General features: G+C 50.3%; 21 protein-coding genes. 19 read left to right on the plus strand and 2 right to left on the minus strand.

Features of this window, described 5'->3' with window-relative positions:
• Window positions 1–109 precede the first annotated feature (109 nt).
• The 10 genes from VSS37_RS03330 (at window position 110) to VSS37_RS03375 (ending at window position 7,054) form a co-directional block, all read left to right on the plus strand.
• Window positions 110–517, plus strand: a complete 408-nt coding sequence (locus VSS37_RS03330; RefSeq protein WP_324693232.1) for a helix-turn-helix transcriptional regulator — start codon at window positions 110–112, stop codon at window positions 515–517.
• Window positions 504–887 carry a DUF3310 domain-containing protein gene (locus tag VSS37_RS03335; RefSeq protein ID WP_324693233.1) on the plus strand — a complete coding sequence of 128 codons (384 nt, stop codon included), beginning with the start codon at window positions 504–506 and terminating at the stop codon, window positions 885–887. The genes VSS37_RS03330 and VSS37_RS03335 overlap by 14 nt, the downstream gene beginning before the upstream one ends.
• A 295-nt stretch (window positions 888–1,182) precedes the next feature.
• Complete coding sequence (locus VSS37_RS03340) at window positions 1,183–2,079, plus strand: lysozyme (RefSeq protein WP_324693234.1); 897 nt, start codon at window positions 1,183–1,185, stop codon at window positions 2,077–2,079.
• Window positions 2,076–2,294 carry a hypothetical protein gene (locus tag VSS37_RS03345; RefSeq protein ID WP_324693235.1) on the plus strand — a complete coding sequence of 73 codons (219 nt, stop codon included), beginning with the start codon at window positions 2,076–2,078 and terminating at the stop codon, window positions 2,292–2,294. Before VSS37_RS03340 ends, VSS37_RS03345 begins: the two co-directional genes overlap by 4 nt.
• Complete coding sequence (locus VSS37_RS03350) at window positions 2,281–2,604, plus strand: hypothetical protein (RefSeq protein ID WP_324693236.1); 324 nt, start codon at window positions 2,281–2,283, stop codon at window positions 2,602–2,604. Before VSS37_RS03345 ends, VSS37_RS03350 begins: the two co-directional genes overlap by 14 nt.
• Before the next feature lie 25 nt (window positions 2,605–2,629).
• Window positions 2,630–2,827, plus strand: coding sequence for a hypothetical protein (locus VSS37_RS03355; protein ID WP_324693237.1), 198 nt, complete (start codon window positions 2,630–2,632; stop codon window positions 2,825–2,827).
• 301 nt (window positions 2,828–3,128) lie between these two features.
• Entirely contained in the window at window positions 3,129–4,214 is a 1,086-nt protein-coding gene (gene terL, locus VSS37_RS03360; RefSeq protein ID WP_324693238.1) for a phage terminase large subunit, read from the plus strand.
• 46 nt (window positions 4,215–4,260) lie between these two features.
• Window positions 4,261–5,823, plus strand: a complete 1,563-nt coding sequence (locus VSS37_RS03365; protein ID WP_324693240.1) for a phage portal protein family protein — start codon at window positions 4,261–4,263, stop codon at window positions 5,821–5,823.
• On the plus strand, window positions 5,810–6,106 hold the full coding sequence (locus VSS37_RS03370) for a hypothetical protein (protein WP_324693241.1): 297 nt from the start codon (window positions 5,810–5,812) through the stop codon (window positions 6,104–6,106). Before VSS37_RS03365 ends, VSS37_RS03370 begins: the two co-directional genes overlap by 14 nt.
• A gap of 33 nt (window positions 6,107–6,139) precedes the next feature.
• The gene (locus tag VSS37_RS03375; protein WP_324693242.1) at window positions 6,140–7,054 is read left to right on the plus strand and encodes a phage head morphogenesis protein; all 915 of its coding nucleotides are present in this window, start codon (window positions 6,140–6,142) and stop codon (window positions 7,052–7,054) included.
• 375 nt (window positions 7,055–7,429) lie between these two features.
• Here VSS37_RS03375 and VSS37_RS03380 read toward each other — a convergent pair whose 3' ends face one another.
• Window positions 7,430–7,699, minus strand: coding sequence for a hypothetical protein (locus VSS37_RS03380; RefSeq protein ID WP_324693243.1), 270 nt, complete (start codon window positions 7,697–7,699; stop codon window positions 7,430–7,432).
• A 54-nt stretch (window positions 7,700–7,753) separates the two neighbouring features.
• Window positions 7,754–8,077: a hypothetical protein gene (locus tag VSS37_RS03385; protein WP_324693245.1), complete on the minus strand. Its 324-nt coding sequence runs from the start codon at window positions 8,075–8,077 to the stop codon at window positions 7,754–7,756.
• 494 nt (window positions 8,078–8,571) lie between these two features.
• On the opposite strand from VSS37_RS03385, the gene VSS37_RS03390 reads away from it, so the two are divergent.
• The 9 genes from VSS37_RS03390 to VSS37_RS03430 are packed head-to-tail and all read left to right on the plus strand — an operon-like array spanning window position 8,572 to window position 14,843.
• Window positions 8,572–9,465, plus strand: a complete 894-nt coding sequence (locus VSS37_RS03390; RefSeq protein ID WP_324693246.1) for a hypothetical protein — start codon at window positions 8,572–8,574, stop codon at window positions 9,463–9,465.
• A 3-nt stretch (window positions 9,466–9,468) separates the two neighbouring features.
• The gene (locus VSS37_RS03395; RefSeq protein WP_324693248.1) at window positions 9,469–9,807 is read left to right on the plus strand and encodes a head decoration protein; all 339 of its coding nucleotides are present in this window, start codon (window positions 9,469–9,471) and stop codon (window positions 9,805–9,807) included.
• Window positions 9,808–9,810: 3 nt separating this feature from the next.
• Window positions 9,811–10,815, plus strand: coding sequence for a major capsid protein (locus VSS37_RS03400; RefSeq protein ID WP_324693249.1), 1,005 nt, complete (start codon window positions 9,811–9,813; stop codon window positions 10,813–10,815).
• 18 nt (window positions 10,816–10,833) lie between these two features.
• On the plus strand, window positions 10,834–11,973 hold the full coding sequence (locus VSS37_RS03405; RefSeq protein ID WP_324693250.1) for a hypothetical protein: 1,140 nt from the start codon (window positions 10,834–10,836) through the stop codon (window positions 11,971–11,973).
• A 50-nt stretch (window positions 11,974–12,023) separates the two neighbouring features.
• Window positions 12,024–12,305: a hypothetical protein gene (locus tag VSS37_RS03410; RefSeq protein ID WP_324693251.1), complete on the plus strand. Its 282-nt coding sequence runs from the start codon at window positions 12,024–12,026 to the stop codon at window positions 12,303–12,305.
• Complete coding sequence (locus VSS37_RS03415) at window positions 12,298–13,041, plus strand: phage protein Gp36 family protein (RefSeq protein ID WP_324693253.1); 744 nt, start codon at window positions 12,298–12,300, stop codon at window positions 13,039–13,041. The genes VSS37_RS03410 and VSS37_RS03415 overlap by 8 nt, the downstream gene beginning before the upstream one ends.
• Window positions 13,034–13,477 carry a phage virion morphogenesis protein gene (locus VSS37_RS03420; protein ID WP_324693254.1) on the plus strand — a complete coding sequence of 148 codons (444 nt, stop codon included), beginning with the start codon at window positions 13,034–13,036 and terminating at the stop codon, window positions 13,475–13,477. Before VSS37_RS03415 ends, VSS37_RS03420 begins: the two co-directional genes overlap by 8 nt.
• Window positions 13,471–13,857, plus strand: coding sequence for a Gp37 family protein (locus VSS37_RS03425; RefSeq protein WP_324693255.1), 387 nt, complete (start codon window positions 13,471–13,473; stop codon window positions 13,855–13,857). Before VSS37_RS03420 ends, VSS37_RS03425 begins: the two co-directional genes overlap by 7 nt.
• A 5-nt stretch (window positions 13,858–13,862) precedes the next feature.
• Entirely contained in the window at window positions 13,863–14,843 is a 981-nt protein-coding gene (locus VSS37_RS03430; protein WP_324693256.1) for a hypothetical protein, read from the plus strand.
• The last annotated feature ends 71 nt before the right edge of the window (window positions 14,844–14,914 follow it).

Consider the following 14,914-nt stretch of genomic DNA (forward strand, 5'->3'; position numbering starts at 1 on the left):
GTGACCCCATGGGTGTTCATGGGTATTAGCAAATAAATAACCTTGTTCCTGCCCATTTTGGAGAGTGGGCAGGCGCAAGATGAACTTAGAAAGGAGATGTTAAAACAATATGGAGAACGTAAAGGAAATGATGCGGGCTGCTGATGTCGCAAAACGTATTGGAATTCAGACTGCAAAAGTATTTGAAATGGTTCGCTGTGGAGAATTCAATAATTTTGATGGACAGACTTTCACTGGGGCGCACCTGTGGAAGCGTGAAACTGTCAATCAGTGGATTGAGAAGCATCCTGAATGGATTACGCCAGTAAATGAACAAGACGTTTGCGCGGCTGACGTTTGCGCAATTCTCGGCATAAGCATGACTGCTATGTATCGCTGGATTGATGCTGGAAAACTTCCACAACCTGCACTTGTTCGCAGGGTTGATCAAGGCGGTAATTTTTACGGTGGCCTGATGAAAGTCTGGAAGCGAGAAGATGTGATTAATATCAGGAGTGGCGCAAATGCAAAGCAGTAAGCAGGTCGGCGGAACACACTATACAGGAGCAAGCATCCAGCCGTTTGACGTGATGCGCGAAAGCCTGACCCGTGAAGAGTGGCTGGGCTACCTGAAAGGCAACGTCATCAAGTACATGATGCGCCACCACAGGAAAGGCGGCGATGAAGACCTGAAGAAGGCGCACCACTACTCGGAGGTGTTGCAGGCTGAAATGCTCAATGATGGGTTTTGCGGTGAGATTATCGGCTTTGCAGGTGCGGAATTTCCTGAAAAGCCGGTGTATCGCTGCAACTCAGTTGATATGTGTCATGCCCGCGCTTGTGCAGGGTGTGAATTTTCGGTTTTGGTTGAGAAAAAAGAGGTATTGAAAGATGAAAACAGGACTTAATCAAGAATTGATTTTCGACGGCGAAAGCGCCAGAGACATCAAGACGGCAAAATCCATGATGTTGCCGGACATCACGGCCTTGACCTAGGCGGCGCAATCACGGAAAAGCTGCGCTACAACGCGAAACGGGCAGACCACAAGCCAGAAAACCGGGCGAAGGACGGCGGCAAGCGCTACTAATCAGATCAATTTCAAACCAAACACAAGCCGGGCACATCCCGGCCTTTCCGTTTTTATGTAAATCTTTGTTATACTGTATTTATACGATTAATTGTCATAACTGACGGTGTAGCAAATGGCAAAGCAGCTTAAAATTAGCACGGCAGGATTGAAGATGCTGATGAACATTGAGGGTGTTCGCGGCGAGGTTTACCGGGATTCATCCGGTATTCCGACTGTCGGCGTAGGTCATGTCCTTACGCAATCTGAGCGGTCAAGCGGGAAAATCTACCTAACAAATGGTGACGTTGTGGATTTCAGGAGTGGAATGAACCACGCCGAAATCATGAACCTGATGCTTGATGATGTATCACGTTTTGAAGATGCTGTAGAGCGTTCCGTGAAGGTTTCATTGGAGCAATACCAGTTTGACGCCCTTGTCTCCTTCGCATTCAATATTGGCGAACCTGCCTTTGAAAAATCAACACTGTTGAAACTCCTGAACAAGGGAGCGTATGAACAGGTTCCTGCTCAAATCCGCAGATGGAATAAAACAACCATCGGCGGTAGAAAGGTTGTCGTCAAGGGACTTGAGAACCGGCGTGATGCCGAAGTTTCAATGTGGGAAGGTCAAAACCCATCGGGAAACATTGATGGGCAGGAACAGCGCCCGGATGAATACACAACAACAGCCGACGGCGAAACACTACCAGTATGGAATGGAAGTGGTGATCTTGTTCCTATTGGAAGCGTTATTCAGCATGAGCAGGAAAACGCTAACACATCCACTCCAAACGATGAAATGACAGAGTTTTTGCGCTGGCGTGAAGACAGAGCAAACAGCAAGCCAACTGCACAAAGCAAGATTCTCGGAGCGGTAGGCGCGATGATTGCGAGCGCACTGCTTGCCCGATACGGGCTTGATCTTCCGCCAGGAACAGTTGAAGACGTATTGACGTGGATTGTCATTGGCGGCGGGTCACTGATCGCCTACTTCCGAAAATTCAAAACAATCAAGCCTAAATTGTCATGATCGGCCTGATGCTGCAAAGGTTCGGTCTGGCTCTTATCGCTGCTGGACTGCTGATTCAAACATCTGATGCAAGGGCGGATGTTGGCAATTCATGTGCAACTTACCTGTCAATAATGATCGCCTTCTCTGTCTTGGTGATCGCTGCAATGGCTGCATATACAGCGGCCATAACGTCTCGCCGTAAGATCAGGAAACAGCAACATGCTGACGGCTGAAGTATCGGCTGCAATAACAAGACAAAGAGGATATTCCACAATGCAGCCACAGAACGGCGGGGGCGGATGGGGCATTACTGGCTTCATTTTGAATTTGATTGGCGGCGTCATGCTCTTCTTTGAGCAGAACGCTGGGGCGTTTACTGTGCTGATGGGCTTGCTGGCATGGCTGACCGGCGTCATCTTCCAATACCGAAAAGACCGGCGCGAACAACGCGAACACGAGCACAGAATGAAGCTAGTAGAACTGAAAGAGGCGTTTAAGGATGGCTCGGAACGAATCAAAGCAGACGAAAACGACGCGGGATAAGGCGGCAAGCCTGATTGATTCAGCCTTGAATGCCTTACGCGAAATTGCCGAAAACCAGGAAGCGCCTGCAAGCGCCCGCGTGTCTGCCTGCAAGGAAATACTGGACAGGGCAGAGGGCAGGCCACGCCAGACGGTAGAGGCAACCGTTACCGACGAAACAGCGAAGAAATACGACTCCATAGCCAACCAGTTGCGGCTTGAATTGTTGGGCGCGGATGAATGAGGAAAACCGGGTATTTCTGCGGTCAAACTTCCCGGCATTTGTTCGGTATATATTCCAGTCAACCAAGGGGAAGGAATTCAAGTGGAATCACCACCACGGAGTTATAGCCAAGGCTTTGCTACGTGCGTTTGCTGGACTCGCTCCACGGCTGATTATCAATTTACCGCCACGGTATTCAAAAACACTGCTGGCGGTTGAGTGTTTCACATCGTGGGCGTTCGGTCACAATCCCGCATCTGAATTCCTGCACTCTTCATATTCTGCGGTGCTGGCTGCAAAAAACAGTTATTCAATACGCGCAATGATTCAGCATGACGCCTATCAGCAGGTTTTCCCGTATACGACGCTACAGGATGACAGTAAGGCGCGGCATTGGTGGAAGACAGGGCAAGGCGGAACGTTTTACGCCAGTGGTGCAGAAGGGACTATTACCGGGTTTGGGGCTGGCTCCACCAATCCTGTTGAGTTTCACGGAGCTTACATTTTGGACGATGTGCATAAAGCACTTGAAGCCAAACGCAGCGCAGTATCCCGCCAGACGGTAATTGACTGGTTTCAGGGTACGGTGGAAACACGCCTCAACTCCCAAGAAACCCCGATCATCCTTATCATGCAGCGACTGCATGAAGACGATTTGAGCGGGTGGCTGCTTGGCGGTGGTAACGGGGAAAAGTGGGAGCACGTCTACTTACCTGCAATCCAGCAAGACGGCACGGCGCTATGGCCTTACAAGCACAACATCGACGAATTGCACCGGATGCAGGCAAGCAAGCCTTACGACTTCGCAGGGCAATACATGCAGCGACCGGTCCCAATTGGCGGCGGAATGGTCAAAGAGTCATGGTTTACGAACCGCTTTACCCTGCTTCCACCACGGGTAATCAGGATGGTGCAAAGCTGGGATACTGGGCAGAAATCGAAAAAAGAACGGAATGACCCAAGTGTATGCACCACCTGGGCGGAATGCGCGGATGGTTATTACCTGCTGGACGTGTACCGCGCTTGGTTGGAATACCCAGCGCTGGAACGGGCAGTGCAGGATCGGGCCGCAAAGTGGAAGCCGCACATTATTCTTATCGAAGACAAAAGCAGCGGGCAAAGCCTGATTCAGCGGGCGAGAACTGGCGTACTTGGCAGACTTCCGGTTATCGCAATCCAGCCACAAGGCGACAAGATAGACCGACTTGAATCATGCACCGGCCTGATGGAATCCGGGCTTGTGCGCCTGCCTGAATCTGCTGAATGGGTGGCTGAATACCTCGCTGAACTGACTACATTCCCAATGGCCGCGCATGACGATCAGGTTGATAGCACCTCGCAGGCGCTCAACTGGATGCGCGAAAACTCCGGGCGGGTGTACGTGGCGGCTGGGCAGCGTAGGTACTGACCCGTTTTTTTGTTATGATCATGTAAACTTTTCATCGGTAAACTGTATGGCTTTCCTTGACTTCTTCAGGCTCAAATCAGCATCAAAACCACAGCCACCCGCACGGCAGCGGCCTGCTGCCGGGGCATTATCCGAGGATTATTCGGTAGATGGCGTGATTCGGTGGTTTGAGCGGTTTCAATATGTTGATGAAGCCCTGCTGAAAGCCGGGTTATCCATTGATGACCTTGAAAAGCTGCTGGATGATGATGAAATAGCATCATGCTGGGAAAAGCGCAGCCTTGCTGTAGAGCAGCGCCCGTGGGGGTTGTCTGACCCTGAATCAGAGGTTGCTATTTTCGTCTGGGAACAGTTGCAGCCACATTACACTGCGCTGGTAGGTGAGTTTATGCGGGCGGTGCTGTACGGCATGACCTGCCCACAGATCACATACAGACAGGACGGCGGAAAGTGGGTTATTGCCCACTACCAGCCACACCGGACAACGGCCTACGCCACGGACAACACCGGGGCTGTATACGTCCGCATCAACGGGCAGGAACACCGCGTAGACGCTCACCCTGACTTGAGGCTGAAATTCTTCCCGGTCATCCATCGGCGGACGGCTGGCAAACCGGCTGGAACTGCCCTGCTGTCATCCCTGTACTGGGTAGTCCTGCTCAGAACCCACACCTGGGAATTTTGGGCGCGATACCTGGAGCGGTTTGGTGCTCCTCTGCTGTTGGGTAAAGCTGCGCAAGGTATGACGGCAGACGGCACATCAACCGTTGATGCCATGGCGGCAATGCTTGCCAGTGCGGTTAATGCAGGGGTGGCAGTGGTCAGTAATGACGAAGACGTGACAGCCATCAGCAGTGCAGGAAATGGCGAATCATTCCGGGCAGCCCAACAGGCCATCAACGAACGCATCCAGCGGCGCATCTTGGGGCAAACACTCACCAGTGGAACGCAGGGCGTAGGCTCTCAGGCGCTGGGTGAGGTGCATAACGATGTGCGTAATGAGATTGTGGCGGCTGACGTTGCCATGATCAGGCCAGCACTACAGGCGGTCATCAATGCACTGGTTGAAATCAATTTCCCCGGAACGCAACCGCCTACGCTCACCATCGAAACCGGCGCAACGCTGGCGAAAGACCGGGCTGACCGTGATAAGGTTCTGTTTGATTCCGGCGTGCGGTTTTCGCGGGATTACTACATCAAGAATTACGAATTTGAGGATGAAGACATTGAGGAAGTCGGGGCAAGCCAAACGCAGGCAGTATTATCAGGTCATCAGAAAAGGCCGATGGAGCCAGTTACGCAACATGCAGGCGCAGGGTTCGCCCTTGCCGGAACCGAAGGCGACGCCGCAGACGAATGGCAGCAAGAATTAGACCGGATTGCAGATGAGGCTATCAGGCTGGCAGGAAGCCCTGTCAATTATGAAGAGTTGCGCGGCCTGATTGCCAAGGCGAAAAGTCCAGACGATTTGGCGGAACGGCTGTCGAACTGGTACGAATCAGTGCAGCCCGAACAGCAGTACACCGACGCGCTGGCGGCGCTGCTGTTTGCGGCTGATATTTTGGGTTATGAGCAAGCTGAAATTGGGGTGTTAGATGACAGAAATTAATGAACCCTGTATTGGGATGAATACTGCGAAGGCGAAAGCGCCAGCCATCCTGCACTTGTCTGGCGTAAGGTACGTCAGAGCCAACTCACTGCAAGATGGAAGTAAGCCAGAACTGCAAAAGCTGTACGGCGCTCTTGAGGAGTTGCGCTATTCAGGTAGTCATGATTTCACAGTTGATGCCGTAAACGACTTGCTGGATGAAATGCTGGCAACAACGGCAAGCCTTATTATCGATACCAGGAAAAGTGACTTCCAGGAAGCGAGGAATGCCGGGTGGAAGTAATAAAGCTGCTTTCCATTGCCGCTTGGCGGATGGTTGCCGGTATTGCGCGTTTTATCAACGGGTTTAGGATATTCTCATGATTACGCCATCAAACAACGCGCAAAACAATCCAGTCACAGCAATAGCGGCGATTACCGCCTTTCTGCTGGTATTCCTGCACCGGTTCGTGCTCTCATTCGGTACGGTCTTCGGAGCGCTTGCTGCATTCAGGATTGCCGGATTCTTGCCTGGGTTGTTTTCATGAGCCTACCCGACTTCAGTGCGCTTTTCGATAGCCTGCCAAAACGCAAAGTAAAGCTTCCACAGGACTATTACGACATTCGCGCAACGGCGGCGCGTGATCTTGCGTTTACAGTGTCGGGAATAAACCGGCTGGATGCGTTACAGGCGATACTCGACAGCCTGGACGCAAACACGCGGTCTGGTGGAACGTTTCGTGATTGGCAGCGAAAAGTTGAATCAGGCGACTTAATGCCTGGATTGCCGCAGCACCGGATAGAGCTTGTTTTCAGGATGCATAGCCAGACAGCTTACGCCCATGGCAAATGCAGAAACTTTGAGGAAAACAAGGCGTCAAGGCCGTATCTGATGTACTCGGCGGTTGGTGACAGCAGGACAAGACCGGCGCACTTAAAGATGGATGGCGTCATAAGGCCAGTAGGTGATGAGTGGTGGGCGAAGCATACGCCACCAAACGGATTTGGTTGCAGATGTTCAGTTATTAGCCTAACAGAAAAGCAGGCAAAGGCGCGCGGAGGAATAACGGAAAACCCGCCAGGCGGGCATGACCCTGGCTGGGGGTACTCGCCGTGCAGTGACCGCACGGCTGGTGAAGAAAGCTCACTTGATAGAAAGATCGAACAGTACCATCCGCTTTTCCGTGGATTGTTGAAAGGATTGATGACTGGGCTTGCGGCTATTCGGTCGTTGTTTGGTCGGAATCGGTAGTAGCCATTATCATGGTGGCACCGCCATGGAAGTAATCAGCAAGCTGTAATACTCGCTCTATGGCCTGCTCTTTTGTTTCTCCGTCATGGATTCTGTCATTCCATGTTTTTCGCCCGAACCGGGTTGATATGATCACTTTAAGTTTCATCTTTCATTGCCATGAAAAAGGCCGGAGTCACCCGGCCTTTTTTGTTCAGTTGTGTGTTGGCTTGTAATTCACGCAGCTTTTATCCTTTAAGCGAACATGGAATAAACAAGTTCGTTTTGTTTCTTCGATGGTAACGGGAATTTTACCTCCTATTATCATTCTACTGCCTTTTGTTGTTGTGCAGTTTTTGCATACTGCGCAATTTTGGGTGTTCATGTTTTTAACCTTTATTTAGGAACGCATGCGTATCTGCCTGCTGCTGTCTTTACACATTCAAGACTGATGCGGTCGCCAGTAATATCAGTCACTTCACAGTGGCCTGTAGATTCATTACATTCTGCATGTTTGATTTTGTCGTTTCCATAGAATTCAGAAACAACCCGCTTTGCTTCTGCTTGCATTCCTCCATCTTTTTCCCATGCACACGTATTCAGTGAAATTGCAGCCATTACAAGACCCATGACACCGGCTGAAAAATATTTAGTGAAAGTTTCCATTGTTGATACCTCTTTTTATATGTAGACGCCATCCTTGGCGTCAACTTTATTGATTTAGCAAGAACCTTTTACAGTGACTGTTGCGGCCTGATTTGGCATCGTGTCGCACGGATTTTCGTACATGGATGATTTATCGATGACGTATGTTACTCTTGCTGAAACGTAACCATTTTGTGCTTGGTGGATGTTTCCAACTTTGCAGACGTTAATTTCTGAAACAGGATGGTGCGTAATGGTGGAAAGTGCGCTTTCGATGCTAAGGTTTGAAATAGATTCAGTAGAGCAAGCTGCAAATGCTTTATCAGCGGAAGCCATAACTGCAAAACAGAACATTGAAGAAGCAAAAGTAGCAACGAATTTTTGATTTGAAGTGAACATGGTTTGATACCTCTTTTTTGTGATTGGTTTGTTTTTTCTGGCATCCTTGCCGTGTTCCGTCCTGATGTGCATAGTATGCTAAATAGCTTTTTTTATGTAAATCTTTTTTTTACATTATCTGACAAGAGGTGTTTATGAGTAAACGAGACAGTAAAGCAGCGCGGCAATTGTTTAATGTGGGGCAAGAGGTATTTACTTGGTTTAACTCTGGAAAGGTGCGCGTAGTAATAACAAGGCATCGAGTGATTGGGGTGGCAGCGAGCCATAGGCGCACGGCACGGTTTGAATTGCCCGCCTATCACGGAGAATCATGCTATGGCTATCGGGTTGAGCCTTCTTTTGGTTGTGGCGGATATATAGACCAAGCATGGTTCAGGGATTCCCAGGTTGGTGCGGCGAAGGCAGGAGGTGCCTGATACTATGTAAACTTTACATCAGATATTAATTGACATATCATTTACACAATTAATCAGTCCAGTAATGTCAGGGCGGGCGTGAAAAACTTCTCTCTCCAAGCATCTTTCAATCTCAAAGACAACTCCTCTGGTGGTGACGCTGGCTCGGGTAAAACTGAGTCAGCGATTTTTGAGGGCATTGCATACACGGGAGACGTAGTGACGCTGTATGGAGACAGCTATGTGTTTGACCTGTCAAGCACAACGGCAAATGCACCTATTGCCGCACTGGTTAATCATGACTCAAACCAGCGTGCTGGTGTAATCACGGCATCCGTGATTACCGATACATTGGCGATAAAGGGCAGTTTCCTTCCTAATGATCATGGGATGGCCGTTCAATCGGAAAGCAAGGCCGGTTTCCCGTGGCAGATGTCGGTCGGAATCTCAGCCCGCAGCGTTGAAAGGCTTGAGTCTGGCACAACCAGCGTTAACGGGCGCGTGATCAACGCACCGGCTTACATCTGCCGTAATTGCCGGATTAACGAAATATCGTTTGTCCCAGTAGGGGCGGATACCAACACAACGGCCAAGGCGCTTTCGGCGCAGCAGGTCAAACCAACAATGGAAGCAAACGCCATGAGCGAAGACGCAGCCAAATATCAGACGCAACTATCACAAGTGCAGGCAGAGCTTCAGGTGGCACAGGTCGCGCTCGCAGCGGAAAAGACAAAAGCCCGCGCAGCACAAATCAAGCAACTGGCAGACAATAGCAAGCTGGAACTGACGGCAGATCAAACAGCCGCATTATCAGGCCTTGATGATGCCCAGTTTGAGCAGATCAGTAGCCTGATTTCCAGTGTTGCGGCAGGCCATAAAGCGACATCAGCAAGCAGCCTGTTATCTCATGACATCAAGCCTGACGATGGAGGCAGCAGTAAACAAGAACTCAGCGCAGATAACATGCTGCTGAAATTGGCAAAGGGGGCGTAAACAATGCCAGTTATCGACACGCTTGGAAAGCGTCAATCTGACGTAATCCGCTACGAAGAACCTACCGCTCTTTACTCCCGCGACACAGCAACGGCAGGATCGGCTATTGCACTTGGTCAAATGCTGACGATTGCAAACGGCACGGCAACCGTCACACCGGCAGCAGGCACGCCAAACGCAGTAGCGATTTATGACGCAGCGAACGGCGAAAAGGTCACTGTCCTTGCCCGTCATGCCATCGTGAATGAATCCGGCCTTGTCTACCCTGTAGGCGCAACAGCAGAACAAAAGAATGCCATGAATGCAGCAATTGCAGAAGTCGGCATTCTGGTGAGGGTGTAAGCCATGTTTGAAAAGAATCCATTCAGCGCATTCAGTACGCGCGCCATCAGTCAGGCTATTGACTTGATGCCGATTCGGTACGGGTACATCACGCAATCTGGCCTGTTCCGTACCAAGGGGCTGACAAGCCGCGTTGCCGTGATCGAAGAGCGCGAAGGCGCTTTCAGAATTTCAACCAGTCAGCCAGTAGGCGCACCGGGTCAGGGCGTAGAGCGGTCAAGCCGCCGTGTTCGCACGTTCGCGGTTCCACACTTTCCGCATGATGATCACGTTTCGCCAGAAGATGTGAACGGGTTACGGGCATTCGGCGGAAACGCTCAAGAGGCCGTTGCCACCTACCTGAACGACCGCTTAGGTCAGCACAAAGTTAAGCACGAAATCACCCTGGAATACCTGATGATGGGGTCGCTGAAAGGCCAAGTGATTGATGGTGCTGGCGTTGTTGTTGCTGACTTGTGGCAGGAATACGGCGTAGCTCCACAAACAAAACCAATGGCGCTTGGCACTACAACAACAAAAGTGCGCACAAAGTGCGTTGAAGTCGCCCGAATGATTGAAGACGCATTACTGGGTGACACATCCAACGGCGTTGAAGTGCTGTGCAGTCCTGAATTCTTTGATGAACTAATTGAGCATCAATCCGTTCACGCGGCTTACACGGCCACCGCAGAAGCGCCAGCAATGCTCGGAGCCGACCTTCGCAAGGTTGGGTTCCGTTTCGGCGGAATCGTTTTCAAGGAATACCGTGCAGTCGCCCCTAATGCGGCAGGGCAGGCCACAAAGTTCATTGAAGCTGGCAAAGCCTACGCTTACCCGCTCGGCACGATGGATACTTTCAACCTGTACGCGGCACCCGCAGATTTCAATGAGTCTGTCGGCAAAATGGGGCAGCTCTACTACGCGAAAGTAGAAGAATCGCGCTTCAATCGCGGCTATGACATCCACTCACAATTCAACCCGCTGCCGGTAGTGCTCAGGCCAAAGGCGCTGGTTGAACTGTCCAGGTAACAACGCAGGGTTATAAAAATGCCTCAATATCTCGTATCACGTCACTACGTCAGCGATGGAAAAAATATCGTTGACGCCATCCAACTACTGTTTTCAGGAACCCAGGGAGAAATGGAGATTTTTAACCCTCCTGAATACCTGACAACAGTTGATGGAAACGACAAGCTTTCAGCGCAGGAAGTGCCAGGAAGTATTACAGAGTTTACAAGCGTCACTGTTTACGGACGGGAAACCGGCTATGTCAAGGTTCCTGTTTCGGTTTACTTGGTTGACGCAGCTAGTGCTCAGGAAGCCGCAGAAGCTGCTTCATTCAGCGCAACATCTGATCAATCGCATTTGTCGCAAAACGCAATTATGTGGGGCGACATCACAGTTTTTACTCAAAATACAGGTAATGAAGACATGCCAACTCAAACAGTAATCGACACCGCAGCAGTCAGCAATGCGCTGTCTAATGGCCTTACACTTGATTCCATGGCGGCAGTTGTAACCGCACTGGCAACCGCAGCAAATAATGCTGACGTTGCAAACAAAACTGAATTGCAAAACATGATCACTGCTTTGCAGCCACAGATTGATGCTGCGATGGCGGCGGCTGATAAGCTCGAAAATTATGAACTTGGTCAAGTCGAAGCAATTTTGCAAGAACTTGTATCCAGTGACGGATTCCAGACCCTGTTGCAAACCGCCACAGTTACTGTAGACGGCGAAGCAATGACACTGGAATCTGTGCTTGCTTCCCTGCTGGAAGCTCCAAAAGTTGCAAGCTGGGATTTCCAGCGCGATACGCACGGCAACATTTCCGGCGTCCTGGCAAATCTGACTGACGGCAGCATTGCCAATATGTCTGTTGATAAAGTAACAGTTGACAGTGGCCTTCCTACTGAATTCGACCGCTACACATTCAGCCAATCAGATTGGGCTGGAAAAGGCTTCGCAGCCCAATTTGAAATCGACCTGATTTCCCGCGACATCGACTTTGGTGGTCTGTTCGGCCTTGGTGCCATGGGATTTGGCGTTGACATCAAAAAACAGGGAAACTTGCTGTTTGACATCACCGGAGCGGCGGCAGGCGATGCGCCAGAAGTGACCGTTCCCGACGCTAACAATGACGGCGTAATCGGTAACACCAGTGGTGGTGGCAGTTACGCCGTTTAATCAAGAAAGTATCAACCATTCCCCGGAGCAATCCGGGGAAATCCAGCGACATGAAAATACAGACACAACAACTCGGACGTATTGCTTTTGATGCCGATTTTATAAGCCAGAAACCAGAGCAGGTTGCAGATTTTTTTTCAGCCATCCGGTTTTTGCCTTATAGGATTGAGCCGATTATTCAAAACGGAACGGTTGACTATATGGGGTATTCATCCGCATTCGCCGAAGTGTCGACCGGTAGCCTGATACCTAGATACACAGCAAACATTGAGCACTGCACCGTTGAGAAAGAAGGGCTGAATTTCACAAAGGTTGTATCCGCGCATGGCTGAACAAGTTATTGACACATCGGCAGTTGCGGCAGCGCTAGAAGGTGATGCGGACACACTGCAACTGCGCGATGCAATTCTGACGCTTGCAGGGGCAATGCAGGGAAGTTACAACCAACTCGCCGTGCAGCTTGCCGACATGCAGGCATTGATTCCAGGTGAGGATGGCATTGCAGGGGTTATCCGGGAAATAGAAACGGCGCTCGGATTGCGCGATGAATCAGCAAGCTCCATTAGCTACTGTACGCCTGTTGGTATGGGTAGATATGGATACGCAGAACTTGCTCAACGCTCTGTGAATGTCGATGAAGCGATGGCAAACCCGGACAGCTTGCGCAGGTACACGACAGGCGCAGATGTGTCAGATATGCCTGATTCCGAACAACAGCAAGTTATCCGTGCGTATTGGAGCATTGCGCAGGCGCTTGGTGAGGCAACGCGGGAAATAGATCAGTACCTTTCTGCCATCACAATGACGCCATTGTCATCGCCGCCGCCGCACATAAGGGATATGTGTTGCAGGATTGCCCGATACCGGTTGGCGCGTTACGAACACGGCAGCACAGATGAGAGCCGGGTATACCGGGATTACAAGCAGGACATCGAATATCTGTCTAATGTTGCAACAGGAAAACTCCCATTGCCTGGGATAGATACCTCAGCGGCCAAACCAGCCGCTTTCCGTGGATACGCAGTAATTGCGCCCACGGCTATTTATAACGGGGTGGCGCGTGGCTGAAATCCGCGTCACATTGCCACGCATACCCGGAGCCAGTAGATCAATGACGCGCAGAATCCTACAGGAAGGCGCGGAAGCCATGATAAATACTGCTCGCATTTCATTTGTCGATGCAAAGACGCCTGAAGGCGAGAAGTGGCCGACACTCTCTGAAGTTACAAAGAAGCGGCGCGGTTCTGGAGCAAAAACTCTGCGCGACACCGGCAGATTGATGAATAGCTTGCAGTCGCAAACTAACGGAGAAGTCGTAACGATTGGCAGCAACTTGATATACAGCAATATCCATAACTACGGAGGGATGGCGGGACATGGAAGGAAAGTGAGAATTCCTCAGCGCCGTTTCTTGCCAGACCCGCGAAATCTTCCGCTCAGTCTGAGTGATGAGCTTAACGAGATAACCATCAAAAACCTCAAAAAATGGTGGTTGTTTTGGTAGCTAAAATAGCAGGCATTGAAGAAGCCATTGTTGAGGCGCTAAAAATGGAATTGACGATAGCCCATGTTGAGGCATTTCCAGACCAGCCGCGTGATTACAACCTCATGCACAATAAAGGAGCTGTGCTGGTTGCATACAAGGGGCGTGAAAAAGAGCTTGTCTCTGATTGCGGGCTTGGTTGCAGTAATTATGAATTTGTTGTGTCGTTTTTATTTCGTAACCTGCGGGTGCGTGAAGGACATGCTGGTATTTATGAGGCGCTTGAACTCGCTGAAGATGCATTGAACGGTATCGCAGAATTACAGAATGAGCGTTTTGTTAATTTCGACAACGGTGTTTGGGAATATTCCCAGCTCTACATGGTAAATAAAATAGGGTAACAGCTATGGCGATTTTGAAACTATCAGAAAAGAACAAGGTTCTGCATTTCCAGAAGGAAACAACCGAGGGTACTGCTATAGCCCAAACTGTATCAAGTGTTCTTTTGACGAAAGGTCTTTCAGCGGAAATCGGAAATGGAGACTCTCAGGTTGATGAATATGATGGCGTTTCAAGTCGTGATGCCCCAGTATCATCCGGGAATCTTCGCAATGCATTTAGTTTTGACCTGCCCGTAACTCTTTCAGGCACGGCTGGAACTGCTCCTGCATTTGGCGGACTGTTACAGGCATGCGGATTTAAAGAAACTGTTACAGCCGGTTCAAAGGTTGCTTACACGCCAGAAGCATTGGCATCCATCAAAAGCGGTTCGGTTTTGATGAGGCGAGACACGGGGACTGGCTATGATCTGTGGTACGAAACAAAAGGCGCTAAAGGCGTTCTCGGTCTTGAGGTTAAAGCAGGACAGAGGCCAACATTCAAGGTAAAACTGACTGGTGACTATCTTGAACCAAGACGCTATCAAAACACGTCTGTCGCAGCCACCAACTACGGCACACAGAAAACGTATGTGTGTGATACTGCAACCCCATCTAGCGTTGTACTTGCCAAGTTAAACGGAAACGACTTGTGCCTGGATTCGCTCTCAATCCCTAATCTATCTGGCCTTGACCTGCAATATTACGCCTCCATGTGCAGCGGTTTTACAGTGGCAAATCCGGCCACGCCAGAGGCAACAATAACCGGCGTAATGCCAGACTGGCAGGGGACTGGCGCATGGAATCCTTACCAGTACGCCAGGACTGACGGAGCCGTAAAGCGTTTTGTTTTTGAAATGGTTATCGGGTCAGTTGCAGGGCGAATCATTCGACTTGTGTGTGACGAGGTGCAGCCAGTCAGCGCAAAAGACGCCAGCTTAAACGGCGGCGTTCTCGGCTATGAAATGGGCTTGCGCTTCCTGTCTCCGATAACAATCGAATTCTCATAATAATTTTCTGAGGCGTAACCACGGGCGTGATGATTCAGCAGCGCCGGACTGTGAATCTGTGGTATCCGGCA

The sequence above is a fragment of the Candidatus Thiothrix phosphatis genome, from assembly GCF_035668035.1.
In the GTDB taxonomy this organism is placed as follows: Bacteria; Pseudomonadota; Gammaproteobacteria; order Thiotrichales; family Thiotrichaceae; genus Thiothrix; species Thiothrix phosphatis.

Coding starts and splice junctions, on each gene's coding strand:
- VSS37_RS03330 (WP_324693232.1), top strand. CDS start 110: ATGGAGAACGTAAAGGAAATGATGCGGGCTGCTGATGTCGCAAAACGT.
- VSS37_RS03335 (WP_324693233.1), top strand. CDS start 504: ATGCAAAGCAGTAAGCAGGTCGGCGGAACACACTATACAGGAGCAAGC.
- VSS37_RS03340 (WP_324693234.1), top strand. CDS start 1,183: ATGGCAAAGCAGCTTAAAATTAGCACGGCAGGATTGAAGATGCTGATG.
- VSS37_RS03345 (WP_324693235.1), top strand. CDS start 2,076: ATGATCGGCCTGATGCTGCAAAGGTTCGGTCTGGCTCTTATCGCTGCT.
- VSS37_RS03350 (WP_324693236.1), top strand. CDS start 2,281: ATGCTGACGGCTGAAGTATCGGCTGCAATAACAAGACAAAGAGGATAT.
- terL (WP_324693238.1), top strand. CDS start 3,129: ATGATTCAGCATGACGCCTATCAGCAGGTTTTCCCGTATACGACGCTA.
- VSS37_RS03365 (WP_324693240.1), top strand. CDS start 4,261: ATGGCTTTCCTTGACTTCTTCAGGCTCAAATCAGCATCAAAACCACAG.
- VSS37_RS03370 (WP_324693241.1), top strand. CDS start 5,810: ATGACAGAAATTAATGAACCCTGTATTGGGATGAATACTGCGAAGGCG.
- VSS37_RS03380 (WP_324693243.1), bottom strand. CDS start 7,699: ATGGAAACTTTCACTAAATATTTTTCAGCCGGTGTCATGGGTCTTGTA.
- VSS37_RS03385 (WP_324693245.1), bottom strand. CDS start 8,077: ATGTTCACTTCAAATCAAAAATTCGTTGCTACTTTTGCTTCTTCAATG.
- VSS37_RS03395 (WP_324693248.1), top strand. CDS start 9,469: ATGCCAGTTATCGACACGCTTGGAAAGCGTCAATCTGACGTAATCCGC.
- VSS37_RS03400 (WP_324693249.1), top strand. CDS start 9,811: ATGTTTGAAAAGAATCCATTCAGCGCATTCAGTACGCGCGCCATCAGT.
- VSS37_RS03405 (WP_324693250.1), top strand. CDS start 10,834: ATGCCTCAATATCTCGTATCACGTCACTACGTCAGCGATGGAAAAAAT.
- VSS37_RS03410 (WP_324693251.1), top strand. CDS start 12,024: ATGAAAATACAGACACAACAACTCGGACGTATTGCTTTTGATGCCGAT.
- VSS37_RS03415 (WP_324693253.1), top strand. CDS start 12,298: ATGGCTGAACAAGTTATTGACACATCGGCAGTTGCGGCAGCGCTAGAA.
- VSS37_RS03430 (WP_324693256.1), top strand. CDS start 13,863: ATGGCGATTTTGAAACTATCAGAAAAGAACAAGGTTCTGCATTTCCAG.